Origin of the sequence: Pediococcus parvulus (assembly GCF_007990205.1) — a bacterium.
GTDB classification, from domain to species: domain Bacteria; phylum Bacillota; class Bacilli; order Lactobacillales; family Lactobacillaceae; genus Pediococcus; species Pediococcus parvulus.
Window position 1 is genome coordinate 14,496 of sequence record NZ_BJWE01000015.1, and the last position, 25,715, is coordinate 40,210.

The 25,715-nt window shown below is 38.6% G+C and carries 25 protein-coding genes and 1 other annotated feature (1 of these 26 only partly in view); of the genes, 23 read left to right on the forward strand and 2 right to left on the reverse strand.

The window, feature by feature from the left end:
• Positions 1–55, forward strand: a binding site (T-box leader) (it extends 159 nt beyond the left edge of the window).
• A 48-nt stretch (positions 56–103) separates the two neighbouring features.
• From ileS to PPA04_RS04705, 17 genes are all read left to right on the forward strand, one after another.
• Positions 104–2,899, forward strand: coding sequence for an isoleucine--tRNA ligase (ileS, locus tag PPA04_RS04625; protein WP_057783918.1), 2,796 nt, complete (start codon positions 104–106; stop codon positions 2,897–2,899).
• A gap of 192 nt (positions 2,900–3,091) precedes the next feature.
• Complete coding sequence (locus PPA04_RS04630) at positions 3,092–3,346, forward strand: cold-shock protein (protein ID WP_057783916.1); 255 nt, start codon at positions 3,092–3,094, stop codon at positions 3,344–3,346.
• 26 nt (positions 3,347–3,372) lie between these two features.
• A complete protein-coding gene (locus PPA04_RS04635) occupies positions 3,373–3,912 on the forward strand; it encodes an NUDIX hydrolase (RefSeq protein ID WP_057783914.1) in 540 nt (179 codons plus the stop codon).
• Between the two features lie 9 nt (positions 3,913–3,921).
• Entirely contained in the window at positions 3,922–4,203 is a 282-nt protein-coding gene (locus tag PPA04_RS04640; RefSeq protein ID WP_057783912.1) for a nucleoside/nucleotide kinase family protein, read from the forward strand.
• Between the two features lie 10 nt (positions 4,204–4,213).
• Positions 4,214–4,900, forward strand: a complete 687-nt coding sequence (locus tag PPA04_RS04645; protein WP_057783910.1) for a 5'-methylthioadenosine/adenosylhomocysteine nucleosidase — start codon at positions 4,214–4,216, stop codon at positions 4,898–4,900.
• Between the two features lie 33 nt (positions 4,901–4,933).
• Complete coding sequence (locus tag PPA04_RS04650) at positions 4,934–6,097, forward strand: cysteine desulfurase family protein (RefSeq protein ID WP_057783908.1); 1,164 nt, start codon at positions 4,934–4,936, stop codon at positions 6,095–6,097.
• Positions 6,097–6,438 carry a DUF1831 domain-containing protein gene (locus tag PPA04_RS04655; protein WP_057783906.1) on the forward strand — a complete coding sequence of 114 codons (342 nt, stop codon included), beginning with the start codon at positions 6,097–6,099 and terminating at the stop codon, positions 6,436–6,438. The genes PPA04_RS04650 and PPA04_RS04655 overlap by 1 nt, the downstream gene beginning before the upstream one ends.
• A 206-nt stretch (positions 6,439–6,644) precedes the next feature.
• On the forward strand, positions 6,645–7,772 hold the full coding sequence (gene mnmA, locus PPA04_RS04660; RefSeq protein WP_057783904.1) for a tRNA 2-thiouridine(34) synthase MnmA: 1,128 nt from the start codon (positions 6,645–6,647) through the stop codon (positions 7,770–7,772).
• 121 nt (positions 7,773–7,893) lie between these two features.
• The gene (locus tag PPA04_RS04665; RefSeq protein ID WP_068805470.1) at positions 7,894–8,568 is read left to right on the forward strand and encodes a histidine phosphatase family protein; all 675 of its coding nucleotides are present in this window, start codon (positions 7,894–7,896) and stop codon (positions 8,566–8,568) included.
• Between the two features lie 7 nt (positions 8,569–8,575).
• Positions 8,576–9,274: a tetratricopeptide repeat protein gene (locus tag PPA04_RS04670; protein WP_057783900.1), complete on the forward strand. Its 699-nt coding sequence runs from the start codon at positions 8,576–8,578 to the stop codon at positions 9,272–9,274.
• Positions 9,274–11,802: an SF1B family DNA helicase RecD2 gene (gene recD2, locus PPA04_RS04675; protein WP_057783898.1), complete on the forward strand. Its 2,529-nt coding sequence runs from the start codon at positions 9,274–9,276 to the stop codon at positions 11,800–11,802. Before PPA04_RS04670 ends, recD2 begins: the two co-directional genes overlap by 1 nt.
• Positions 11,803–11,875: 73 nt before the next feature.
• The gene (locus PPA04_RS04680; protein ID WP_057783896.1) at positions 11,876–12,856 is read left to right on the forward strand and encodes a ribose-phosphate diphosphokinase; all 981 of its coding nucleotides are present in this window, start codon (positions 11,876–11,878) and stop codon (positions 12,854–12,856) included.
• Between the two features lie 141 nt (positions 12,857–12,997).
• Positions 12,998–14,053, forward strand: a complete 1,056-nt coding sequence (locus PPA04_RS04685) for an AI-2E family transporter (RefSeq protein ID WP_057783894.1) — start codon at positions 12,998–13,000, stop codon at positions 14,051–14,053.
• A gap of 107 nt (positions 14,054–14,160) precedes the next feature.
• Complete coding sequence (locus PPA04_RS04690; RefSeq protein WP_373865366.1) at positions 14,161–14,922, forward strand: DeoR/GlpR family DNA-binding transcription regulator; 762 nt, start codon at positions 14,161–14,163, stop codon at positions 14,920–14,922.
• A complete protein-coding gene (pfkB, locus tag PPA04_RS04695) occupies positions 14,919–15,830 on the forward strand; it encodes a 1-phosphofructokinase (protein WP_057783889.1) in 912 nt (303 codons plus the stop codon). Before PPA04_RS04690 ends, pfkB begins: the two co-directional genes overlap by 4 nt.
• Before the next feature lie 14 nt (positions 15,831–15,844).
• The gene (locus tag PPA04_RS04700) at positions 15,845–17,779 is read left to right on the forward strand and encodes a PTS fructose transporter subunit IIABC (RefSeq protein ID WP_057783887.1); all 1,935 of its coding nucleotides are present in this window, start codon (positions 15,845–15,847) and stop codon (positions 17,777–17,779) included.
• 595 nt (positions 17,780–18,374) lie between these two features.
• A complete protein-coding gene (locus tag PPA04_RS04705) occupies positions 18,375–19,676 on the forward strand; it encodes a C40 family peptidase (protein WP_057783883.1) in 1,302 nt (433 codons plus the stop codon).
• A 115-nt stretch (positions 19,677–19,791) separates the two neighbouring features.
• Here PPA04_RS04705 and PPA04_RS04710 read toward each other — a convergent pair whose 3' ends face one another.
• Positions 19,792–20,004, reverse strand: coding sequence for a DNA-directed RNA polymerase subunit epsilon (locus PPA04_RS04710; protein ID WP_057783881.1), 213 nt, complete (start codon positions 20,002–20,004; stop codon positions 19,792–19,794).
• 185 nt (positions 20,005–20,189) lie between these two features.
• Between PPA04_RS04710 and PPA04_RS04715 the strand changes: the two genes are divergently transcribed.
• Complete coding sequence (locus PPA04_RS04715; protein WP_057783879.1) at positions 20,190–20,669, forward strand: hypothetical protein; 480 nt, start codon at positions 20,190–20,192, stop codon at positions 20,667–20,669.
• A 37-nt stretch (positions 20,670–20,706) separates the two neighbouring features.
• On the opposite strand, the gene def is transcribed toward PPA04_RS04715, so the two are convergent.
• Entirely contained in the window at positions 20,707–21,264 is a 558-nt protein-coding gene (gene def / locus PPA04_RS04720; RefSeq protein WP_147206727.1) for a peptide deformylase, read from the reverse strand.
• A gap of 135 nt (positions 21,265–21,399) precedes the next feature.
• On the opposite strand from def, the gene PPA04_RS04725 reads away from it, so the two are divergent.
• The 5 genes from PPA04_RS04725 to PPA04_RS04745 form a co-directional block, all read left to right on the forward strand.
• The gene (locus PPA04_RS04725) at positions 21,400–21,681 is read left to right on the forward strand and encodes a UPF0223 family protein (protein ID WP_229923075.1); all 282 of its coding nucleotides are present in this window, start codon (positions 21,400–21,402) and stop codon (positions 21,679–21,681) included.
• A gap of 16 nt (positions 21,682–21,697) precedes the next feature.
• On the forward strand, positions 21,698–22,468 hold the full coding sequence (locus PPA04_RS04730) for an inositol monophosphatase family protein (RefSeq protein ID WP_057783875.1): 771 nt from the start codon (positions 21,698–21,700) through the stop codon (positions 22,466–22,468).
• A 63-nt stretch (positions 22,469–22,531) separates the two neighbouring features.
• Positions 22,532–24,376, forward strand: a complete 1,845-nt coding sequence (typA, locus tag PPA04_RS04735; RefSeq protein ID WP_057783873.1) for a translational GTPase TypA — start codon at positions 22,532–22,534, stop codon at positions 24,374–24,376.
• Positions 24,377–24,443: 67 nt separating this feature from the next.
• The gene (gene arsC / locus PPA04_RS04740; protein ID WP_057783871.1) at positions 24,444–24,857 is read left to right on the forward strand and encodes an arsenate reductase (thioredoxin); all 414 of its coding nucleotides are present in this window, start codon (positions 24,444–24,446) and stop codon (positions 24,855–24,857) included.
• A 154-nt stretch (positions 24,858–25,011) separates the two neighbouring features.
• A partial coding sequence (locus tag PPA04_RS04745) for a KxYKxGKxW signal peptide domain-containing protein (RefSeq protein ID WP_147206729.1) occupies positions 25,012–25,715 on the forward strand: 704 nt, incomplete at its 3' end.

The following is a 25,715-nucleotide window of genomic DNA, read 5'->3' on the forward strand; positions in this document are numbered from 1 at the left end:
AAACATTACTAGTGTTTTCAAAATTGGGTGGTACCACGAAGACTTCGTCCCTTATGACGAGGTCTTTTTTTATATCAAAAAATAATTTAAGGAGTGAGAGTTAATGCGTGTAAAAGACACATTGAATTTAGGAAAGACAAAATTTAAGATGCGCGGTAATTTACCTGTTAATGAGCTAAAACGCGAACAGGTTTGGGAAGAAAATAAACTGTATGAACAACGACAAAAGTTAAATGAGGGTAAACCAACCTTTATTTTGCATGATGGACCTCCATACGCAAACGGCAATATCCACATGGGTCATGCCATGAATAAGGTTTCCAAAGATATTATTGTGCGCTACAAATCTATGGCAGGTTATCGTTCTCCCTATGTCCCTGGTTGGGATACCCATGGTTTACCAATTGAACAGCAATTAAAAAAAGCCGGCTATGATCGAAAAAAAATGACAACCACAGAGTTCCGTAAACTTTGCCGAGATTATGCGTTGAAGCAAGTTGAAATGCAAAAAGCAGACTTCAAGCGTTTGGGAGTTGCTGGTGAGTGGGATAATCCATATCTGACTTTGAAACCAGAATTTGAAGCTCAAGAAATTCGTACATTTGGTAAAATGGCGGAACAAGGTTTGATTTATAAAGGAAAACATCCTGTGTTCTGGTCTTGGTCATCTGAATCTGCCATGGCAGAAGCAGAAGTCGAATATCATGATGTCACTTCACCATCAGCTTTCTTTGCGGAACAAGTTGTAGATGGCAAAGGGGTCTTGGATACTGATACCTATTTGGTGGTTTGGACAACCACTCCTTGGACAATTCCTGCTTCTGAAGGGGTTACAATTGATGCTGATTTTGATTATTCAGTTGTGCAGCCTGAAGGTGAAACCCGCAAATTCGTGATTGCCACAGAATTAGTTGACAATGTGACCGAGAAATTTGGCTGGAAAAATGTGAAAGTTCTTAAAACAGTTAAAGGTGCTGACATGGATCGTGTCTTAACGCAACATCCATTCTATCCAGAGCGTAAATTAGTTGTCATGTTGGGCGATTTTGTGACATTAGATGCCGGAACTGGTTTAGTTCATACTGCTCCTGGTTTTGGTGAAGATGACTTCCGTGTTGGTCAGCAGTATGGTTTAGATATTTTAGTACCTGTAAATGATCAAGGCTATATGACAGATGAAGCTGGTAAAGATTTTGCAGGTGTCTTCTATGATGATGCAAATAAAATTGCCTTAGATAAATTAAAGGCAGCTAACTTGTTATTAGACTACATGCCTTACAAACATAGTTATCCATTTGATTGGCGGACCAAGAAACCCGTTATCTTCCGAGCAACTCCTCAGTGGTTTGCTTCAGTGGATAAAATTCGAGATAAAATCCTTAAGGCGATTGATGATGTTAAGTTCACACCATCATGGGGTCAAAAACGTCTTTACAACATGATTCGTGATCGTGGTGACTGGGTAATTTCTCGTCAACGTGTTTGGGGTGTGCCATTGCCAATCTTTTATGGTGAAGATGGTGAAGCAATCATGACCAAAGAAACGATTGGTCATGTTGCTGACTTGTTTGAAAAATATGGTTCCGATGTTTGGTTTGATCGTGAAGCTAAGGACTTACTTCCGGAAGGCTTTACTAGTGAGCATTCACCAAATGGTAAATTCACGAAAGAGACTGACATTATGGATGTTTGGTTTGATTCTGGCTCGTCACATCAAGGTGTCTTGGCGGAACGCGACTATCTCACCTATCCTGCTGATCTTTATCTTGAAGGATCTGACCAGTATCGTGGTTGGTTTAACTCCAGTCTAATTACCAGTGTAGCTGTTTCTGGCAAATCACCATATAAACAGGTGGTTTCCCAAGGATTTACACTGGATGGCCAAGGTCATAAAATGAGTAAGTCACTTGGTAATACGATTGTGCCAAGTGAGGTAATCAAGAAAATGGGTGCTGAAATTGTTCGGTTATGGGTTGCTTCAGTCGATTCTTCATCTGATGTTCGTGTCTCAATGGAAAACTTTGTGAAGATTTCTGATAGTTACAAGAAGCTCCGAAATACGCTGCGTTATTTGCTAGCAAACACAACGGATTATGATCCGAAAACTGATAAAGTGGCCTATCAAAATTTGGAATCAGCAGACAAATATATGTTGATTAAATATAACAAGTTGGTTCAAACTTTACGCGATGATTATGAAAAATATGATTTTCTAAATATTTACAAACGGGTTATGAATTTTGTGATCACCGACTTGTCTGCCTTCTATCTCGATTTTGCTAAAGACGTGGTTTATATTGATCCTGAAAAGAGTCAAAGTCGTCGTTCAATGCAAACCGTCTTCTACGAAATCTTAGTTGGCTTAACAAAATTGCTTACGCCAATTTTGCCTCATACTACTGAAGAGATTTGGGAGTACTTGAAAGAGCCGGAAGAATTTGTTCAATTGGCAGAAATGCCAGAAGTACAACATTTTGCCGATGAAGAAACCATTTTTACCAACTGGGAAAAATTCAAGGGAATTCGTTCTAATGTGTTGAAGACTTTGGAAGAGGCCCGCGATGCTAAAATGATTGGTAAATCTATGGAAGCTCAAGTTAACCTATATGTTGACAAAGATACCAACCAACTTTTAAATGATTTGAACACAAATGTACGTTTGTTGTTGATCATTTCTAAATTAGAAGTTGAAGATTTGGATCAAGCTCCTGCAGATGCCGATCAGTTTAAGGGAATGGCCGTTAAAGTTTCACCTGCGCAAGGTTCTGTTTGTGCCCGTTGTCGAATGACTAAAACGGATGTTGGTTCAGATACAGCATATCCTGAATTATGTGCGCGTTGTGCCAAAATTGTTCGCGAAAATTATCCAGAAACAGTTGAAGAAGGATTAGAAGCTTAATTCAAAAAAATAATCTCATCAAAATTTTGTCGAATCTAATTTTTGACAATGATTGATGAGATTTTTTTATTATCCGTTAAGATGTGTGCAAACTAGACGGTAATTAATTTACTTTTTTCTTAATTATCAGTATGATGTTTAAAGGAGCAGTCTAAAATGAGATAATAGCTAGACTAGCGAGGAGTGAGTTTCATGGAACATGGGGTAGTCAAAAGTTTTGATAAAGATAAAGGATTTGGATTTATTATTTTGGATGATGGTACAGAGGTTTTTGTACATTATTCTGCAATCGAAGGCGAGGGTTTTCGGATATTACATGAGGGCGATGAAGTTAATTTATTAGTCGTCCAAGGTGCAAAGGGCCTTCAGGCAGTCAAAGTGAGTTTAGTGACTGACAACACGCCGTCTGAAACACCAGATCAAGCTAAAGATGAATCTACAAAGTAAATTTAAAAAAGTTCGAGGAATAATTAATGAATTTTGAAGAAAAAATTGTCAAAAGTGAACCCCGTTACAACGGAGCTATTATTGACGTTTACCAACAAACAGTAAAATTACCAAATGGTGAGTTAGCTAATCGGGATGTGGTTTTGCATCAAGATGCCATTGCTGTTTTAGCAATTACAGATGACAACAAAGCCATTTTTGAAAAACAATGGCGCGCACCCATAAAGAAAACGACGCTTGAAATTCCTGCTGGAAAAGTTGAGGCTGGTGAATCTGATGAGACGACTGCGATTCGTGAACTTAACGAAGAAACGCGCTATCAAGCAGATAATTTAAAACGGGTTGCTGGCTTTTATACAAGTCCTGGTTTTACAAACGAGTATATGACTCTTTATGTAGCCACGGGACTCAAACAGGTAATAACCAAGTTGCCACAGGATGCTGATGAAAACATTCAATTAATGTCCCTTTCTTTGACAGAGGCGTTAGCAGGGGTTACTGATGGCACAATTGAAGATTCAAAAACAGTTCTGGCTATTTACTACTGGCAAACTTTAAATAAGTAGGTGAAAACTGTGAAGGATGACGAACAACAAGACGGTCTGACTCGTGAAGACTATCAAAAACGCAAACAGGCAGAAAATGAGCAGTTTGAAAAGCGAGATCGGAAACGGGTTCAAGTTGAACGAGATTATGCTCGAACACATGCTGAAGACGCGTCTCCAGAAGAAGAGCCCACAATTCGAAGTACAGCAGAACGTAAAAGCCGCAATTTAGGTAAACGTTTAAACTGGATTATTTTTGGATTACTTGTGGCAATTGTGATTGTTTATTTAATATTATTTTTTGTGGAATGAGGAATAGGAAATGAAGTATGGCGTAATTTGTGCGATGGAAGAAGAAATTAAAAGTTTACACAGTGCATTAACAGTAACAAACGAGACTGACATTAATGGGATTACTTTTTATGAAGGAACAATTCAAAATACCGAGGTTGTTTTGGTGCGTTCTGGAATTGGTAAAGTTGAGGCTGGGATCACGGCGGCTTTATTAGTCACAAATTTCAAAGTGGATGCTTTAATCCATTCCGGTTCTGCGGGTGGGATTGGTAAAGAATTGTCTGTGGGTGATGTGGTTGTTTCTACCCAGACCCTCTATCATGATGTTGATGCGACTGCATTTGGTTATAAACTAGGACAATTACCAGGTCAACCTGCTCGTTTTGATGCAGATCCTAAGTTAGTAGCTGAAATTGTGGACGCTGGTCATAAAACAGGATTAACGGTAAAAAAAGGTCTAATCGTTACTGGTGATCAATTTATTAGTAGTTCAGACAAAATTCAAACTATTTTGAATAACTTTCCTGATGCACTTTGTTGTGAAATGGAAGGCTGTGCAATCGGGCAGGTTGCCCACCAATTCAATGTGCCATTCGTGGTCATTCGCGCAATGTCAGATGTTGGCGATGAAAATGCTGGCGTGTCTTTTGATGATTTTATTATTGATGCTGGCAAACGCTCAGCTAAGATGCTGTTAGCGTTATTTGAGAATTAAAAGAATTTTTGAAAAATGAGTAGGAGAATTGAAATGAAGCAAGTTTATTTTGATAATGCAGCAACCACGCCCATGGCACTAGAAGTGGTTAAAAAAATCACTTCAGAAATGAGTCAAGACTTTGGTAATGCTTCCAGTACACATGCGTTTGGACGGAAGGCACGAATGGTATTAGATCAGAGTCGTCAGGTGATTGCAGACAGTATTAATGCCAATGAAGATGAAATTATCTTTACAAGTGGCGGAACTGAAAGTGATAATACGGCGATTATGCAAACTGCAATTGCTCGTCAATCGCTTGGTAAACATATCATCACGACAGCGATTGAACATCCTGCAGTTCTGAAACCTTTAGCTTATTTAGAATCAATCGGTTATGAAGTGACTTATTTACCAGTTGACCAGGAAGGTCTAATTAGTTTGGATGATTTAAAGGCTGCGTTACGTGATGATACGATCCTAGTTTCTATCATGACGGGGAATAATGAAGTGGGCAGTCACATGCCAATTCATGAAATTGGGGAGATCTTAAAGGATCATCAAGCTTGGTTTCATACCGATGCGGTACAGGCTTATGGTTTGTTGGATATTGATGTTAAACGCGACCACATTGATTTAATGTCAACCTCTGCACATAAATTGAATGGTCCTAAGTTCTTAGGTTTCTTATACAAAAGGGATGGTGTCAACTTCCCAAGTTTCCTAAAGGGTGGCGAACAAGAAGATAAGCGCCGAGCAGGTACCGAGAATGTGCCAGGCATAGCTGGATTTGCAAAAGCAGTTTCTTTATTAACCCCAGAAGTAAAATCTGAGATGCAGACGAAGTATCAAGGTTTCAAACAACAAATTATTGATGGCCTGAAACAAGCTGACATTGATTTTGAGATAAATGGTACATTGGATCCCAACAATTTACAGCATGTATTTAATCTTTGGATTAGGGGTGTTTCAACCTACGTGATGCAAACTAACTTGGATCTGAATGGAATTGCAGTGTCTGGTGGTTCTGCATGTACCGCGGGTAGTTTAGAACCATCCCACGTGTTAATTGCAATGTATGGAAAAGAGTCACCACGCATTGGGGAATCCATTCGAATTAGTTTTGGAAAATATAATACAAGTGAAGATGTAGATTATTTAGTTGATAATTTAGTTCAAATTATTCAGCGTTTAAAAACTAAGGAGGCTGTGAAATAATGGCATTTACAACAGAAGTAAAAGTTGATGGTGATCACGATACGTATAAGATAAGTCCGGAAGTAAAGAAGTACACGTTAAGAGACTTGGGCTTCATCGTTTCTAATGGAGGTAACTTTGTGTTTGAACGATCTTTGGATCCGACTTCTCCATACAAACAAGGAAACAAATTACGCATTATCTTTGCTAAAGATTTAAGTGGCTTTAAAATGTCAGTAACGACGGCTAATGGTTTGAAGCGGGTCAATATTTTTAACAAAGAAAATGACCAACCACTTGTGGAACAGTATCACTACATTTTAGATGATATGGTTACCCGTGAAGTTTTTGTCAAAGCTTAGTTCGAAGGATTATGCCATAGTTTGAGTTGGTATAATCTTTTTTATGTCATTAAATTGCGATTGTTGTTCAACGTTTCAGATTAAACTAACTAATAAATAGTAAATGCTTTTCAGGATTTGCTTACTTTGTTATAATGGTCGTTACTGGATGTTGCGACCTTCAATCGTAGATTCTCCAGAATCTGATAGAAATGATGGTGATTTTGATGACAGACAATAGCAAAACTCGTGTCGTTGTCGGCATGAGTGGTGGTGTTGATTCATCAGTCGTAGCTTATTTGCTCAAGCAACAGGGCTACGATGTCGTTGGTGTTTTCATGAAAAATTGGGATGACACCGACGAGAATGGTTTTTGTACTGCAACTGAGGATTACAAGGATGTAGCGAAAGTCGCTGCAAAAATTGGAATTCCTTACTATTCGGTTAACTTTGAAAAGGAATATTGGGACCGTGTGTTCACATACTTCTTGGATGAGTATAAAAAGGGCCGAACGCCAAATCCAGATGTGATTTGTAATAATGAGATTAAATTCAAAGCCTTTTTGGATTATGCCATTAGTTTAGGTGCGGATTACGTTGCTACTGGCCATTATGCAAAACTTGAGCGTGATGCACAGGGCAATCAGCATTTACTGCGTTCAGAGGATATGAATAAGGACCAAACTTACTTCTTGAATCAGCTAACTCATGAACAATTAGATCACGTCATGTTTCCATTAGGGGGCATGGTTAAAGCTAAGGTTCGTAAGATCGCTGAGAAGGCCGGTTTAGCAGTTGCTAATAAGAAGGATTCAGTTGGGATCTGCTTTATTGGCGAGAAGAATTTTAAAGAGTTTTTGGGCAATTATTTACCTGCTAAGGCTGGCAAGATGATGACAGTTGACGGCGAAGTTAAGGGCGAGCATGCTGGTTTGATGTATTATACAATTGGTCAGCGTCGCGGTCTTGGCATCGGCGGCGGTAGCCAAAATAATGATCCTTGGTTTGTTATTGGTAAGGATTTGAAGAAGAATATTTTGTATGTTGGTCAAGGCTACCATAATGAGCATTTATATGCCGATCAATTGGTTGCATCTGATCTTCATTTTGTAAATGATATTGTTGATCGTGGTGATTCATTCCGTTGTACAGCAAAGTTCCGTTATCGTGCAATGGATGTTGACGTCACTGTTCACTTCAACGAGGATCGTACTCAGATGACAGTTGATTTTGATGACCCTGCGCGTGCCATTACACCAGGCCAAGCCGTTGTTTTATATGACGGTGAGGAGTGTTTAGGTGGCGGGATTATTGATGCTGCTTACAGTAATGATAAAGTTTTACAATACATCTAAAAATTAAAATAAAAGGCCGTTTGCAATTCCATGGGGAAGCGTAAACGGCTTTTGTTTACTTTGAATTTTCTGCGCTAGACTGGCATAATAGTTTTAGCAATAGATGAAAAGGAAGATTAAGTTGACTAAATTATATTTTATTCGCCACGGAAAAACTGAATGGAATCAGGAAGGCCGTTATCAGGGTGCACGAGGAGATTCACCACTCCTGAAGGAAAGTTACAAGGAGATTGATGCCTTGGCTAAGCATCTAAGTTTAACTGCTTTTCGTCATATATATGTGAGCCCAGTTCGACGTGCTCGTGTTACGGGTAATACTTTACAACATGATTTGGATGAACTTCAGGGTCATCCAACGCCGCTGACAATTGCAAGTCGGTTGCGTGAGTTTAATTTGGGTAAAATGGAAGGTATGAAGTTTACGGATGTTAAAAAGAAATATCCACGCGAATTTGATGATTTTCAGAATCATCCCGATCAATATGATCCACGGGCCATTCAAGGGGAGTCATTTCCACAACTTATCCAACGAATGAAACCGTCTATTCATCGAATTACAGATATCTATCGCCAACCTACGGATAATGTGTTGATTGTCAGTCACGGAGCAGCCTTGAACGCGTTGGTGAATACACTGCTAGGTACTGATTTGCAGGATTTGCGTAAACGGGGCGGCCTATCAAATACAAGTACGACAATTTTAGAGACTTTTGATGCTGGCCAAACATTTTCATTAATTAAATGGAATGATACAAGTTATATTGCCCGCAAGGCTGACCCGACTGATATGATTTGAGGTAAACATGACAGAAAAAAAAGATTTAAAACGCGAAGCATCCAAACAAAAAGCTCAAAAAGCAGCATCATTGTTAGTTCAAGCAATTGACGCAAAACCAGATGATTTTCATCGCTATTATAATTTAGGCGTTTTTTTGACCCAAGCAAACAGTTTTGAGCAAGCAGAAGAATTGTATATGAAAGCTTTAGGACGTTTTCAAAAGAACAGTCAAGCACAAAATACGTTGCACTATGGTTTAGGGAATACGTATTACGAGGCTGGCGAGTTCAAAAAAGCCTTAGTTCAGTTTCAGTTGGTCAAAGATTCATCGCTTAAAAGTGATGCTTATTTGATGATTGCTCAAACTTATGTCGCACAAGATGATTATAAAACTGCTTTGGCATTTGTGCTAACTGCACAGGCCAAACATCAACAAGATCCAACGATCAATGGGTTAATTGGTGAGATTTTCTTAGCATTGGGAGATTTTGCTCATGCCGAGAGTTACTATGATCAGGCTCTTCATGCCAACGAAAAAAATGGCAAGTATCAATTTGAACGCGGATTAATTGCTTTGGTACAGGGTGAAAAAGAAACTGAGTACTTTAAAAAAGCAAAACAATTAGATCCAGCTTATTTTAAAAAAGGTCAACAGCGCCTTGAAGATATCGAGAAATTTATCCAAACGCGTGATCAAGATGCTAAAACAAAGGATGATAAGTAATGCCAAACGAATCGCTTAATTTATTTGATGAAGATTCGCAAAATACTGAATCAATTAAAACGGAACCTCAGTTTGTGGTGGGCAAAGTTTCTGCGATTTTTTTTGCTAGTCCGGATAGTTTTTATAAAGTTTTACTGGTAAAAATCAGTGAAACTAATTTGGAGTGGCATGAAGATGAAATCGTGGTAACCGGTAGCTTTGGTGATATTAAAGAAGAACAAGCCTATCGTTTTGTGGGTGCCACGGTTACCCATCCGAAGTATGGAACTCAGTTTCAGGCAACTAATTACGAGAGTGCCACACCAACAACGAAAGAGGGGCTAGTTGCTTATTTATCCGGTGACGAGTTCAAAGGAATCGGTAAAAAGACGGCTGAAAAGATTGTGGCGTTACTCGGAACCGGCGCAATTGATAAAATTATTCAAGATCCAGACGTTTTAACACCTTTAAATTTTAAAAAAGAAATGCAAGCAAATTTAGTTGCCGTCCTTAAAGCTAATAATGGAATGGAACAAATCATCATTGGCTTGAACGGTTATGGGTTCGGGAGTCAGCTAGCAGCTAGTATTTATAATAAATACCGTGAAGAAACCCTCGATATTCTGCACAAGAATCCGTATCAATTGATCGAAGATATTGATGGAATTGGTTTTAAGCGAGCTGATCAAATTGCGGAAGCTTTAGATATTTCGTTTGATGCACCGGCACGGATTGATGGCGCTATTTTAACGGCCTCGAGTGACATCAGTAATTCTAATGGTGATACCTATACTGATGCCCGTTCACTTTTAAAAACGACGTTAGGGCTATTGGAAAATAGTCGCAATCAGGCCGTTGATCCGCAAAAAGTAGCCGATGAATTAGTTAGTTTGGCTAAGGATGGCAAGGTTGTTGGGGAAGAGAATCGAATTTATCTACGCAATTTATTTGAAGCAGAATGGCAAATTGCTGAGCACGTCAAACGGTTGCATGATGCCAAAGAAACGCACACGTTTAAATCTGATGAAATTCAAGGTGCGATTGATTTAGCACAAAAACAGTTTCACATTACCTATGATGATTCTCAACGCCAAGCTCTTTTAAAGGCAATGCAGTCAAAGTTGTTTTTACTAACCGGGGGTCCTGGAACTGGTAAAACAACCATTATTAATGGGATTGTCAAAACTTTTGCCACGTTAAATGATTTTTCTTTAGACGTCAATGAGTATCATGATAATCCGTTTCCGGTTTTATTAGCGGCACCAACTGGACGGGCAGCTAAACGGATGAGTGAAGTGACAGGTTTACCAGCAAGTACGATTCATCGGATGCTGGGACTAACCGGTCGTGAAACAAATCCTGACCAAGAAACGAAAGATCTTGAAGGCAGTTTGTTAATTGTGGACGAAATGTCGATGGTAGACACCTTTTTGTTTAAAACCTTGATGCGGGCAATTTCCAATAACATGAAAGTTATTTTGGTGGGCGATAAGGATCAGCTCCCATCTGTTGGTGCTGGTCAGATTTTCAATGATTTGTTGAAGAGTGAAGTTATTCCTAAGATTGAGTTAACCAAAATCTATCGACAAGATAATGGTTCAAGCATTGTGCCCCTTGCCCATGCGATTAAAGAAGGACGGCTGCCTGATGACTTTACCAAAAACCAAAAAGATCGTTCATTTATTGCCTGTTCAACTAGTCAAGTAGATAGTGTCATTTCACAGGTCGTCCATAAGGCCGAGCAAAAAGGATTTACCGCCCAAGATATTCAGGTTTTAGCACCGATGTATCGGGGGATGGCCGGTATCGATCGATTGAATGAATCATTGCAGAAGATCTTAAATCCTAAAAAAAACGCGCGGACCAAAGAAGTTGAATTTCGTGGCCAACACTTTCGGATTGGTGACAAAGTCCTTCAATTAGTTAATGTCCCAGAAAATAACGTTTTTAATGGTGATATGGGGATCATTAAGGGGATTATTTCAGCTAAGGACAAAGATAATACTGATAAACAAGATAAATTAGTGATTGATTTTGACGAGACTGAAGTGACGTATGGACGCAAGGATTGGATTCAAATTACCTTGGCATACTGTACGTCGATTCACAAATCACAGGGTAGTGAATTCAAGATGGTAATTTTGCCAATGGTTCAGCAATATTCACGGATGTTACAACGAAATTTGTTGTATACTGCAGTTTCCCGGGCAGAATCTTTGTTAATTCTCTTGGGGGATAAAACAGCCTTCGAAAAGTGCGTGAACAATTTAGCCGTTAATCGACGGACTACCTTGAAACAGCGTTTGTTAACTGTTTTTGATGGAAAACAGGTTGCAAAAACAAAATCCGATCTTTTAGTTGCGACAAAAAAAGTTGTGCCACAAGTCGAAACAGAAATAAAAGCGCCAGTCACTGCTAAAGTAGAAAAAAAATCAGGGGAATCTGCGGTACCCGACACTGTTTTAACCATCAGTAAAGTCCAAGATCAAATAATCGATCCCATGATTGGGATGGCAGGAATTACGCCGCAAAGTTTTATGAAGGCTTAAAGGTGTTGCGCTTTTTTGCCAGGACTGCGATAATGGTGTCGGGATAAATTTGAGAGTTTTAATGGAGGATGTCATGACATCAGATAGCGCTAAGCAACGCATGAAACTTTTTACGCTAAATTCGAATCAACCGTTAGCTGAAAAAATTGCTAGAGAAGCCGGAGTTCCACTTGGTAAAGCGACTGTCAATCGTTTTAGTGATGGTGAAATTCAGGTTAATATTGATGAAAGTATCCGTGGGGCTGAAGTTTATGTAATCCAATCAATTTCAGAACCAGTAAATGATATGTTAATGGAGCTTATGATTATGGTTGATGCGCTTCGCCGAGCAAGCGCGAGTCAAATCAATGTGGTTATTCCTTACTATGGCTATTCGCGTCAGGATCGTAAGGCACGGTCACGTGAACCCATTACTGCAAAGCTAATTGCTGATTTGCTGGAAATGGATAAGATTACTCGGGTTGTAACAATTGACTTACACGCAGCTCAAATTCAAGGCTTCTTTGATGTTCCAGTTGATCATTTAGTGGCAGCTCCATTATTGGCCAGTTATTTTACGGATCATCAGATTACAGATAATTTGGTAGTTGTATCACCTGATCATGCGGGTGTTTCTCGTGCACGAACCATGGCGGAGTTATTAGGAACCCCGATTGCCATCATTGATAATCGGAATGTGGAATCTAGTGAGTCACTTGATGAAATTCCTACTGAAATAATTGGTGATGTAAAGGGGAAAACCTGTATTGTCGTGGATGATATGATTGATACGGGAACCCGAATTACTATTTCGGCGACGGCTTTGAAAAATGCCGGTGCTACAAAAGTTTATGGTTGCGCAACGCATGCTATTTTCTCTAAAAACGCACCTGAAATTCTCCAAAACTCTCAGTTAGAGAAAGTTGTTGTGACCGATTCTATTCGCATTGACAAAGAAAAACAATTTGATAAACTGGTTCAAATGTCAGTTGGCCCATTAGTGGGTAATGCGATTAAGATGATTCACAACAATGAGCCATTAGAACCACTTTTTAGAAGCTCAATTAAAAACTAAACATTCGTTTTGAAAGCATTTCTGGAGCAGTTCATCTTTTTCGATGAATGTCTAAAGGAATGCTTTTTTGCTGATGCCGTGGTTTTAATATGGGTAATTTAATGCTATGTTAATATTAAACATGCGTTGGAGGGATGTCTTTTGGATCGTATTCTAAGTTTTATGAAACGCGATGACGTTGAATTGTATACAACGTTATTTGTGATTATTCTTATTTTATTTTTATTGAAACCATTTTTGTCATTGATTTTATTTGTCGTGATTTTTTCTTTTCTTGGGCACGTGGGAACTAAAAATTTACGAAAAATTTTACCTCTGAATCAACCCTTTGCTACCGTTATTTTGTATGTGGTGACAATCGGTCTTTTTGTAATGATTGTTAGCATTGCAACCCCGCTGTTGGTCGATCAGTTTAGCGGCTTGCCTAAACTAGTTGAAGCGACAATCGACAAACATCCCGTTTTTGACAAACAAATTTATACTTGGGCTCAAAAGGCCATTCATAACTCTTCTATTCTGAAACATAGTTCAGATTTAGCTTTGACTGGGTTAGTAAAACTGGGTCATGTCGGTCGTGGCTTAGAACATGTATTAATGGCTATTTTTTTAAGCTTTATTTTCAATTTAACCTACACTCATTTACGTAATTTTGGCCATGCTTTTTTGCATAGTCGCTATAATCGTTTGTTTATTAATGTTTATACGCTGGCTGATAAATTTATTTTGATTTTCGGAACGGTTATTGAAACTCAGCTGATTATTTGTTCCATTAATACCATTCTCATGACTATCGGATTGTGGATCATTGGGATGCCGAGTTTACTAGTTCTGGCCTTAGTTGTTTTTGTTTTGGGCCTTATTCCGGTTGCTGGTGTGTTAATTTCACTTATTCCACTTGCGGTAATTGGCTTTTCCGTTAACGGTCTAATTACGGTCCTAGAAGTATTAATCTTGGTTGTCCTTGTGCATGCTTTTGAATCGTACTTCTTACACCCACGGCTTATGGCAAATGCTACGGCACTGCCAATATTTGTGACTTTCATCACTTTAATCGTAAGTGATGAATTGTTTGGAACCTGGGGGTTGATTGTGGGCATTCCAATTGTGGCTTTCTTTATCGATGTCTTAGGGGTTAATATTCGCAAACAGCAACCCAAAAACATAAAGCAAAGTATTCATTCAGAAATTGATAATTAAGCTTTGAAAACGTTTTATATAATTAATTTGATAATTGACTAGTAAAAAATGAACTTTTATGATTGATTTTGAACGAAATTGGTGCTATATTACTATAGGCAGGTGAAATGAAAGTGTTTACAGAAGAAAGACAACAAGCAATAATCAAACAGCTTAATCGAGATGGCATCGTCAAACTTCAAGAACTGGTGCAAACGTTAGACTGCTCAATTTCTACGGTGCGCCGTGATTTGCAAGAGTTAGAAGATCAGGGAAAACTTGTGCGTGTTCATGGTGGGGCAACCCAAATTACTACTTTGCAAAGCGAACCAGGTGTTTTAGAAAAGTCTTCCAAAAACGTTCAGGCGAAGCAAAAAATCGCTAAATTGGCTGTTCAACAGATTAGGGCTGATGAAGTTATCTATTTGGATGCAGGGACGTCGACTGAAGCGATGATTCCGTTTATGACAACTTTAAGCTCTGTTCTGGTAGTCACAAATGGTGTGCAATTGGCTTCAAAGTTAGCAGACATTAATGTGAAAACTTATTTATTAGGTTGTGAACTTAAAAACACCACTAAGGCCATCATTGGTGCGGATGTAGTCGAAACGATCAAAAACTTTCGGTTTAACCAGGCATTCATGGGCGTGAACGGGGTTCATCCTAAATACGGGTTTACAACTCCGGACCCAAATGAAGCGGCTGTGAAGCGGGCCGTTCTAGCTCAAAGTGAGTTAGGATATTTTCTTGCAGATAAAAGTAAATTAAACGAAGTGTCGTTTGCGAAAGTTGCTGAACTAGGTGCTGGTGTTTTACTTACTGATGAGCACGATAAAGAAGTTTTACAAGAATTTGATCAGACAAAAAGAATAATGGAGGCTGAAAAATGATTTATACGGTAACTTTGAATCCATCGATAGACTATGTGGTTCAACTTCCAAAATTAAATTTGGGTGAAGTCAATCGACTTGAAACCAGTTATAAATTCCCAGGTGGTAAAGGAATTAATGTTTCACGAATTTTACGTGAACTTGGCTATGCCAATCAAGCCTGGGGATTTTTAGGTGGGTTTACAGGTGAATTTGTCAGTGACAAACTTAATCAGCTAAACTTGGATAGTCATTTTACTAAGATTGCAGATGATACTCGAATTAATGTCAAACTCAAAGCTGATCAAGAAACTGAATTAAATGCAGCGGGTCCAAAAATTACAAAGGCCGAAAAGCAAGTGTTTGTTTCCCAATTTGATGAGTTGAAAGAAAATGATGTGGTCATTTTTTCTGGAAGTGTGCCAAGTAGTTTACCCGAAACCTTTTATTTTGACCTAATTCAAAAGGTTAAGGAACGACATGCGGAATATGCAGTGGATACGACTGGTGAGGCGCTCAAGAAAACTTTGCCAACGCATCCAGTGGTTGTTAAGCCTAATAATCATGAGTTGGCTGATTTATTTGGAGTTGAACTCAATAGCCTAGCTGAAATTAAAAAGTATGGACAAAAATTAATCGCCATGGGTGCGCAAAACGTCATGATTTCAATGGCAGGTGATGGTGGGATGTTAGTTACCAAGGATCATTGTTATCGCAGTGCCGCGCCAAAGGGGACCGTTCAAAATTCTGTCGGCGCCGGAGATTCAATGTTAGCTGGTTTTACCGGGACTTTTGATGCTACTCACGATCCAGTGGAAAGTTTCCGTTACGGATTGGCCTGTGGAAGTGCCACAGCCTTTTCTGCAGATATTGCGACCAAGGCAAAAATTGATGAAATATTACCACAAATTAAAATAGAAGAATTTTAGGAGGCGAGAATCTCATGGATATTCGTGAATTATTACTTAAGGATGTCATGATCATGGATTTAAAAGCTAAGTCAAAAGACGAAGTTATTGATGAAATGGTTCATAAGTATTTTGAACAGGGTGTGATTGATGATGAGAAGTTGTATAAGGCCGACATCATCAAACGGGAACAAGAATCCACAACCGGAATTGGTGATGGGATTGCGATGCCTCATGCTAAAGACAAGGCCGTAAAACGAGCCACAGTTCTTTTCGCTAAAAGTGAAGCCGGGGTCGACTTTGATGCGTTAGATGGGCAACCAGTTCAGTTATTCTTTATGATTGCCGCTCCAGAAGGTGCTAATAATACTCATTTACAGGCTTTAGCTTCCTTATCTAGCTTATTAATTAATCCAGATTTAGTTGCTAAACTGAAACAAGCTAAGACTCCTGATGAGGTGCAACAGCTCTTTTCTGATGCCCAGTCGGCAAAAGAGGCTCAGGAAAAAGCAGATGCTGAAAAAGAATCTAAGACAAGCGATGTCCCTCAAGATAATGGTAAACGCCCTTATGTTGTGGCTGTTTCTGCTTGTCCAAACGGGATTGCTCATACGTATATGGCAGAAGCTGCTTTAAAAAAGTCCGCTAAAGAAAAAAATATTGATATTAAAGTTGAAACAAATGGTTCTGAAGGCGTTTTACATCGTTTGACCGCTGAGGACATTGCCAGAGCTGATGGCGTCGTGATTACCGCAGATAAAAAGGTGGAAATGGCGCGTTTTAATGGTAAAAAATTATTAAACCGACCAGTAATTGATGGCATTAATAAATCTGACGAATTATTAGATCAAATTGAAGCTGGCAACGCACCGATTTATCAGGCTGTTGACGGTGATGAACCAAGTGATTCTGAAGAGGGCCAAAATGGCGGTCTTTGGAATGAAATCTATAAAGATTTGATGAATGGTGTTTCGCATATGCTGCCTTTCGTTGTGGGTGGCGGAATTATCATGGCGTTATCATTTATTCTAGAACGTTATGTGGGTTCGCATAGTATGTACTTCTTGTTTTTTAATCATTTAGGTAACTATGCGTTTGCGTTTTTAGTTCCAATTTTGGCCGGCTATATTGCGGAATCAATTGGTGATTTGCCTGCTTTAATGCCAGGTGTTGTTGGCGGTTTTATGGCCAATACGGCGGCTGCCAATATCATGAAAACTACTAGTGTTTCTGGATTTATTGGTGGTTTGTTAGCTGGTTTCTTAGCCGGAATTGTAGTGAACTGGCTTAAAAAGGTCTTTAAAGGGGTTCCAAGAAGTTTAGAAGGTCTGAAGCCAATGCTACTTTACCCAATTTTGAGTTTGCTAATTGTTGGTGTGTCAATGTTCTTTATCATTAATCCAATTTTTGCAGCTGTAAATGCATGGATTACCCATGTCTTAAACGGAATGGGGACCGGGAATGCAGTCTTGCTAGGGACGATTCTTGGCGGCATGATGGCATTGGATATGGGAGGTCCATTCAATAAGGCTGCTTACACATTTGCAATTGCAGCCTATACATCAACTGGCGACGGCAAACTGATGGCTGCTGTTATGGTTGGTGGGATGATTCCACCACTTGCTACTGCGATTGCCACAACTGTTTGGCCCAAGAAATTTACGGAACAGGAACGCCAAGCTGGTATTTCTAATTGGGTATTAGGTATTTCTTTTATCACGGAAGGTGCAATTCCATTTGCCACTGCTGATCCACTGCATGTGATTGTTTCTAGTGTAATCGGCTCAGCAATTGGAGGCGGTTTGACTCAGCTATGGCGGGTTAGTGTTCCTGCACCGCATGGTGGTCTTTGGGTATTACCTTTGGCTTCAAACGGATTATTTTATGTTTTGGCCGTTGTTGTTGGTGCGATTGTAGCTGGGATCATATTAGGAATCTGGCGACCGGTTAAAGTTCAATCAACAAAATAAATAAGTTTAAAAAAGAGTGAGGAAAAGGCGGTTAGATTCTGAGCACAATCTAGACTAAGCAGAAGAATCTGACTTTTTTCACTTTTTAGAAATAATTTATGGGAAAATATATAAACGAGGCCAGCAAAACTATGTTTTGTTGCAGCCTCGTTTTTTGTAAATATTTTCAGTCTGAATATTATGAAAAAATGACTAAATTTAGGTACTTGAAAATGTATAAAATTCGTCAAAACGGAATTTTTATACATTATGGAAACGACTGATAATCAGAGTGTAAAGGCCTAATGTTACAAGACTATGTAACAATCGCCAAATACTGTAACATGTTTGTAACAGTGCTTGAAACAGGCGTTCGCTTTAGAAAAGAAACAAAAAAAAGTTTAAGAAAGTTTAAAGGAAAACGGATACCTTAACAACTTTAGTAGCAAGCTTTCATATGCTTTTCCAAAAGCTTATTCGGAAATATATGCATAAACAGGCTATTTTTTTACGAAATTTCGTGCTACAATACACCTAGTAAATTTATTAGGTTTATACTAATTGTTTAAAAATGATTATTTATAGCTTTAGAAATTGAATTAAAGGAGTGGGGTATATGGTTAAATCACACAGTAATTCTAAAACAACAAAGGTAGTACTCGCAGGAGTTGCAGGTGCGGCTGGATTGTTTATCGCTGGAGCTACACAAACTGTTAATGCTGATTCAGTAAAAGTTGCCAAAAATGACACAGTTTGGGGCATTTCTCAAAAGTATAATGTTTCCATTAAGAGTATTGAGACTTTAAATAAAATCAATCAAAAGTCACATTTAATTTTGGTTGGTCAAAAAGTTGAAATTCCTGGAACAACAGATCAAAAACAAAGCGAAGCAAGTTCAAAAGAGTACATAAAAGTCACTGTTAAAGCGGGCGATAGTTTATGGCAAATTGCTCAAGATAAGGGTGTCTCTGTTGCTTCGATTAAAGAAGCTAATGGACTTAGCAGTAATTTAATTTTGGTTGGTCAATCCTTAAAGGCTCCTGTTTCTGGTAGCAATGCTGCTAAAAGCACTGCACCAAAGGTTGAATATAAGGCTGCTTCTTCAGCTGCTCAAAGTTCATCAACCTCAGCTGCAGGTGAAAGCTCAGTTTCATCAGCGTCAGTTTCCAGTTCAAGCAAGGCTGAAGCTGCGTCAACAAGTTCTTCAGTTTCGAGTGTGTCAAGTTCTTCAACAGACGCAAGTTCTGTAACTTCTGAAAGCTCAAGTAGTGCAGCTTCAAGTACAACTCCAAGTTCCAGTGCAGCACAGAGTTCTAGCGCAGCTAAATCTGTAGCTTCAACAGTTAGTTCGAGTGTTGCTTCTAGTGCAACACCTAAATCAAGTGCTGTAGCCGTGAAGACAGCTTATTCAACAAGTTCAACTCAAAGTAGCACAGCAACGAAACCTTCTAGTGCAGCTAAGACAACAGTTACTTCAGCAGCTTCATCAAGTTCTAAAACAACTGCAAGCAGTGCTTCAACCAAAACTACAACCACATCAAGCAGTTCTGCTTTAACTTCTGGTTCAGTGGTAAGTCTTGCTGTCAAGTTGGCTAATGCCAATATTCCTTACTTCTGGGGCGGTTCTACTTTAAGCGGAATGGATTGCTCTGGCTTAGTTGATTATGTATATAAGAATGCTGAAGGGATTAGCTTACCTCATAATACTATTGCCCTTGAAAGCTATGTCACAACAGAATCTGTTTCTGCGGCTCAACCAGGAGATTTGATTTTCTGGGGTTCTAAAGGTTCAACTTACCATGTAGCTATCTACATTGGTAATAACCAATATGTTGCTGCTCCACAACCTGGTCAAAATGTTGATGTTGAAACAATCAGCAGTTACTTTGCACCAAGCTTTGCAGGACGTGTTAAATAAATTTTAAAAAAACAAAAAGCTGGAGAGTAATTGATTTCCGGCTTTTTTGATCCAAAAAAATCAGGAAACCCATCTAACATTGCAAGGTGAGTTTCCTGATTTTATATATTGTAATTTAAAACGTCGTTAATTTGTAGTTATCACTATTTTGCTCATATTCTAAAGCTTTGCCTTCAAGTGGTTCAACAAATTCAATGTTGTAATCTGTATTATCCTCAACCAACTGAATAGCATCTTCTTTTGTTGGTGCTTCCAGATAAATAGATTTGGTAGCTTCCCGTTTAGGGGTTGTTTCTGCAGATGTTTGGAATAAAACTTTAAAAATCATGACATGTGCTCCTTTTAAGAAAATTTAAGATATCTAAGCTTAGCTGTTAAAAAGCAAGCAACGCTAAAGATTAACATACTTATTTTAGCATACCAACTTCTTTAAGTATAGAATTGGAACGCTATAAACCATTGAAAACGGGGGATTTATGCTAAAATGGGGTTAATAAGTAAAGGAGCTAAACTATGATCATACTAGATATTTTGATTGTGCTTATCGTAATTGGTTTGATAGGTAGCTATGCTATTCGGCGGCGCAAACGCAAGCAGGCTTTATTAGTTGTGCAGGAGGCTAGTCGCAAGGATGTGGCCTTGGCCATGAAGAAAGTTTCTTATGCATTGGATGAACAAAAAATTACCCTTTCTGATAAGGTCGGTACTGAACCTGAATTAGTTTCGGATATCTGGGGACGTGGTGTGTTAGCTTTCGAATTTTCATTTGGAAAAACAGATTTGAAAAAAAGTGAATTGGAGCCTTTACGGCACTGGATTAATGAAGTCGTAGAAAAATATGCGAAGGATAATCAAATTCCTAGTAAGTATGAATATCCTGTCTTCTGCGTGACTGATATTTGGCTATATCATGAAGAGTTACACGTGGATGTCGCGAATGTCATTAATGAACCTACAAGAGAGTATATTGAAGATCTGCATAAAGTGGAATAAAAAATAGAGATTGGGAAAACTCCCATCTCTATTTTTATTAGCCAATGATGACGGCATCATCATCAATCTTAAGCGGCTCTTTTTTATTAATGTGATCATAGAAAAGGGTGCCTTTCAAATGATCAATTTCGTGTTGACAAACAATTGCCGGATAATCCTTCAAACGAATCTTCTTATTTTCACCATCAACAGTTTGATATTTGAGTGTAATACGATCATGGCGAGGTACGTAACCAGGGATATCTTTATCAACCGATAAGCAACCTTCTCCTTCTTCGAGAGCAGCAACTTGAACAGACTCACTAACGATCACCGGGTTAACAAGAACATCTTTAAATAAAACTGGCTTATCCTTACCACCGGGAACCAAAACGGCGGCCATTTGCAAAGAAACGCCAACTTGGGGAGCTGCTAAGCCAACACCAGCCCGTAGTTTGTATTTTTCTGCAATCTCTGGGTTTTGACTATTTACCAAGTATTCCATCATGGTATCAGCTAATTTCTTTTGATCAGCTGTTAATGGAAATGTTGCTTTTTCTGCGCGTTTTCGTAATACTGGATCACCATCACGGGTGATGTCATTCATTTTTATCACTTTCAAAACCTCCAAATGTTTCTTCAAAATTATTTTACCATACTTACAATTAATAAAAACGGGTAAGAACATTTTTAAAACTGTGATAAAAGGGGTAGAATGTAGCTAACTGATTTTATGAGAAAGGATACAGTGATGAGTGAAAATTACGCGTACCCGTTAGAGCCAGAGTGGGAGATAGAAGAAATTACAACTGTGGTTGCTTTATACACCGCGGTGGAAACAGCATTCTTAAATGGAATTGATCGTCAATTGTTTTTAAATCAATATCGTGATTTCAAACAAATTGTGAAGAGTAAATCTGAAGAAAAACAATTAACCAAAAGGTTTTTACAAGCTTCCGGATTTGATATGTATGTGGCTGTGAAAGCTGCTCAAACCTCAAATAGAAAGAGAATTGGACCATTAAGCAAATAGGTGAGTTATGAACAATATGGAAAATTTAAGACAAACCGATCAAGTTATTCGCGGCTGGTTGAAAGAAATTCGCAAGGATGTGTTGGGTGAACTACATGATCCCTTGTCAGTTGCAGAAAAAAGTAGTCGCAAAGATCTTGTAACAAATGTCGATAAAGCAAATGAAAAAAAGATAATTAAATATATTCGAGAGCTTGATCCAGAAGCAAAAATTTTGGGTGAAGAAGGACAAGGAGATCGCGTTACCGACATGCAAGGACACGTTTGGATCATTGATCCGTTAGATGGTACTTTAAATTTTGTCAAACAACGCGATAATTTTGCAGTGATGATCGCTTTGTATATAGATGGCACGGGCGTGCTTGGATACATTATGGATGTCATGCGTGACATTATTTATGGGGGTGGTCCGCAACTGGGTGTGTTTAACCAGAGTGGCCAATTACCTAAACCAGCAAATATTAGTTTAAAAGATGGTCTATTGGGAGTCAGCGGGCCAATGCTGATTCACGATAAATATCATTTGCAAGCAATTGATGAGGCAAGTTCCGGTGTTCGCATTATTGGTAGTGCGGGAATTGAATTTATTCAGGTCTTAACGGGAAAGCAAAACGGTTACATTTCTCATTTAATGCCTTGGGATTTTGCTGCAGGAAAGATTTTAGCAGAAACCCTTGATCTTTCGGTGACAAAGGTTGACGGAACACCTGTTGATATGCTATCATCAAATGATGTATTAGTATCAACAAGAGATACACACAAAGATATACTAAATATGATTAGGTAGTCTGACTGTGACAAACTAGTCGCAGTTTTTTTATGGAGATACCCAGGAAAAGGAGAAACACTTTTGAAACGACGAGATGATATTCGAAACATCGCAATTATTGCCCATGTTGACCACGGTAAGACAACTTTGGTGAACGAAATGCTAAAGCAATCAGATACATTGGACGAACACACCCATATTGAGGATCGGGCAATGGATACCAATGCGATCGAACGTGAGCGAGGCATTACGATTCTTTCTAAGAATACAGCCGTTCGGTATGGCGACAAACAAATTAATATTTTGGATACCCCAGGACATGCGGACTTCGGTGGTGAAGTTGAACGAATTATGCGCATGGTTGATGGTGTCTTGTTAGTTGTCGATGCTTTTGAAGGTACAATGCCACAAACACGTTTTGTGCTTAAGAAGGCTTTGGAACAACATTTAACACCAATTGTAGTTATCAATAAAATTGACCGACCAGGCGCTCGTCCTGAAGAAGTTGTCGACGAGGTCTTAGATCTGTTTATTGAACTTGGTGCTGATGAAGATCAATTAGATTTTCCAATTGTTTACGCTAGTGCGTTAAACGGAACATCTAGTTATTCTAGTGATCCTGCTGAGCAAAAGCATACAATGAAGCCATTGTTTGACACAATTATCAAAACAATTCCAGCACCAGTTGATAATAGTGAAGAACCCTTACAATTCCAAGTTGCACTGTTAGATTACAACGACTTTGTTGGCCGTGTAGGAATTGGTCGCATTTTCCGCGGTAAAATTAAAGTTGGCGATAACGTTACTGTTATGAAGCTTGACGGTTCAACTAAGAACTTTCGAGTTACCAAGTTGTTTGGATTCTTTGGTTTGAAACGCTTGGAAATTAATGAAGCTAAGGCTGGAGATTTAATTGCTGTTTCTGGAATGGAAGATATTTTCGTTGGTGAAACGGTTACAGATCCTGCCCACCAGGAAGCTTTACCATTGCTTCGGATTGATGAGCCTACTTTGCAGATGACATTCAGAACTAATGATTCGCCATTTGCCGGTCGTGAAGGTAAGTTTGTCACTTCACGTCAACTGGAACAACGTTTGAAGTTGGAATTGCATACTGATGTTTCACTACGTGTTGAAGACACTGACGATCCAGGTGCTTGGATTGTTTCTGGTCGTGGTGAATTGCATTTGTCAATTTTGATTGAAACTTTACGTCGTGAAGGTTATGAATTACAGGCTTCACGTCCAGAAGTTATCTACAAGGAAATTGATGGCAAGCTTTGCGAACCATTTGAAACTGTTCAAATTGATACCCCTGACGAATATACAGGCTCGATTATCGATAGCTTGTCACAACGTAAGGGTGAAATGCAGAACATGGAAACCACTGACAATGGTCAAACACGTTTAACATTCTTGGCACCAACTCGTGGCTTGATTGGTTATTCCACTGGATTTTTATCAATGACTCGTGGTTACGGAATTATGAACCATACCTTTTCAAAGTACATGCCAGTTATTAAAAACTGGAACCCTGGTCGTCGTAACGGAACCTTGGTTTCAATTAACTCTGGTAAAGTGACTACTTATGCAATCATGGGTATTGAAGGCCGAGGCACAATTTTTGTTGACCCAGGTTTGGAAGTTTATGAAGGAATGATTGTTGGTCAAAACAGCCGTGAAAATGATATTTCAGTTAATATCACTCGTGGTAAGAACCAGACTAACGTTCGTGCTGCTGGATCTGATGATATGGCTAAAATCAAGACACCAACTCATTTAACTCTTGAAGAGTCACTTGAATTCATCAATGAAGATGAATATTGTGAAATTACTCCTGAACATGTACGTTTGCGTAAACAGATTTTAAATACAAATGAACGTGAAAAAGAAGCCAAACGTCGTAAGACTGCTTCAAAAAAATAAATAAGTTATAATAAAAGGAAACTCATTAGTTGAGTTTCCTTTTTTGTATTTTAGGAGGAATTTAGAAATGCCACAAATCTATTTTTTATGTACTGGTAATTCTTGTCGTAGCCAAATGGCAGAAGGTCTTGCAAAACAAATTTTGGGAAATGACTGGCAAATTGCAAGTGCCGGAATTGAAGTACATGGATTAAATCCTCTTGCTGTGAAAGTTATGGCAGAGAAACAAATTGATATTTCAAAGCAAACTTCTAAGTTAATTGATGCAGACTATTTGGCAAACTGTGATTATATAGTAACCCTATGCGGAGATGCCCGTGATCGTTGCCCAGTAACCCCAGCCACTATTAAGAAACTTCATTGGCCTTTGCGAGATCCAGCACAAGCAATTGGTAACGAAGAAGAGGTTTTAAATGTGTTTCGGCAGGTACGCGATGAGATTGAAAAACGAATCATACAACTTTCTTTAGATTGTGTGTAACAGACAAAATAAATTGTTTGCAAAAGTATATTATTACTAAATTAGTTGAACCGTAATATTTATTTCTTTTAAGGTGCTAATCATTTCTTATAATGCTATAATGTAAGCGTTTAGCAGGCTGCAGATAGTATTATCAAAGGGGGGACGAAATGTCATGAAAAAAAGTAACTATAGTAAGCTAAATTGGAGCTTACAAAGGGATTTAGCAGAAGGAAAAGAACATTTTAAAATGTTTAAGGCAGGACGAACGTGGTTATTTGCGGGAGTTACTGTCCTTTTTTTTGGAAGTGGAATTTTCTTTAATCAGATAAGTATTCAGGCTGATACTAGTTCTGAATCTAGTTCTGTAGTGGCTAAAACTTCAACGGTAAGTAAAGATAGCACTCAAACTACAAGTAAAGCGGCATCTAGCTCAAGTATTGCAGAGCAAAGCACCAGTGCTGATAAGGTCAAAACTAGTGATTCTGTAAACAATAGAAAAGAAGTACAGAATACTGTTACTCAGAGTGTAAGTAGTTCTAATAATTCGGAAAGTGTTGGTCAGAGTTCTGCAGCAGCAGTTGTGGCAAGTAAAGATAAAAATTTGGCAACTAACAAATTAGCAAGCAGTAGTTCTACTGAATCAACCGTTGCTAATCGAGATTTAAAAAAAGAAGATTCTACGACTAGTCCGACAAGTGAAGCCTCAAAGGTTGCAGTTTCTTCAACAGCTACTTCAAGTTTAGCTACCAATGAAAATGAAAGAAACGCGAGTTTAACAATTAGTTATGTAGATGATGACAACGCTGAAAACGTAATTACAACAAAAAAAATAAACGGTCAGGTTGGCGATACCAATACTTATAATGTGGCAAATGA

Coding starts and splice junctions, on each gene's coding strand:
- recD2 (WP_057783898.1), top strand. CDS start 9,274: ATGCCAAACGAATCGCTTAATTTATTTGATGAAGATTCGCAAAATACT.
- PPA04_RS04645 (WP_057783910.1), top strand. CDS start 4,214: ATGAAGTATGGCGTAATTTGTGCGATGGAAGAAGAAATTAAAAGTTTA.
- PPA04_RS04680 (WP_057783896.1), top strand. CDS start 11,876: ATGACATCAGATAGCGCTAAGCAACGCATGAAACTTTTTACGCTAAAT.
- ileS (WP_057783918.1), top strand. CDS start 104: ATGCGTGTAAAAGACACATTGAATTTAGGAAAGACAAAATTTAAGATG.
- PPA04_RS04725 (WP_229923075.1), top strand. CDS start 21,400: ATGAGTGAAAATTACGCGTACCCGTTAGAGCCAGAGTGGGAGATAGAA.
- PPA04_RS04715 (WP_057783879.1), top strand. CDS start 20,190: ATGATCATACTAGATATTTTGATTGTGCTTATCGTAATTGGTTTGATA.
- pfkB (WP_057783889.1), top strand. CDS start 14,919: ATGATTTATACGGTAACTTTGAATCCATCGATAGACTATGTGGTTCAA.
- PPA04_RS04670 (WP_057783900.1), top strand. CDS start 8,576: ATGACAGAAAAAAAAGATTTAAAACGCGAAGCATCCAAACAAAAAGCT.
- arsC (WP_057783871.1), top strand. CDS start 24,444: ATGCCACAAATCTATTTTTTATGTACTGGTAATTCTTGTCGTAGCCAA.
- PPA04_RS04655 (WP_057783906.1), top strand. CDS start 6,097: ATGGCATTTACAACAGAAGTAAAAGTTGATGGTGATCACGATACGTAT.
- PPA04_RS04650 (WP_057783908.1), top strand. CDS start 4,934: ATGAAGCAAGTTTATTTTGATAATGCAGCAACCACGCCCATGGCACTA.
- PPA04_RS04700 (WP_057783887.1), top strand. CDS start 15,845: ATGGATATTCGTGAATTATTACTTAAGGATGTCATGATCATGGATTTA.
- PPA04_RS04730 (WP_057783875.1), top strand. CDS start 21,698: ATGGAAAATTTAAGACAAACCGATCAAGTTATTCGCGGCTGGTTGAAA.
- PPA04_RS04630 (WP_057783916.1), top strand. CDS start 3,092: ATGGAACATGGGGTAGTCAAAAGTTTTGATAAAGATAAAGGATTTGGA.
- PPA04_RS04705 (WP_057783883.1), top strand. CDS start 18,375: ATGGTTAAATCACACAGTAATTCTAAAACAACAAAGGTAGTACTCGCA.
- PPA04_RS04710 (WP_057783881.1), bottom strand. CDS start 20,004: ATGATTTTTAAAGTTTTATTCCAAACATCTGCAGAAACAACCCCTAAA.
- PPA04_RS04635 (WP_057783914.1), top strand. CDS start 3,373: ATGAATTTTGAAGAAAAAATTGTCAAAAGTGAACCCCGTTACAACGGA.
- PPA04_RS04690 (WP_373865366.1), top strand. CDS start 14,161: ATGAAAGTGTTTACAGAAGAAAGACAACAAGCAATAATCAAACAGCTT.
- mnmA (WP_057783904.1), top strand. CDS start 6,645: ATGACAGACAATAGCAAAACTCGTGTCGTTGTCGGCATGAGTGGTGGT.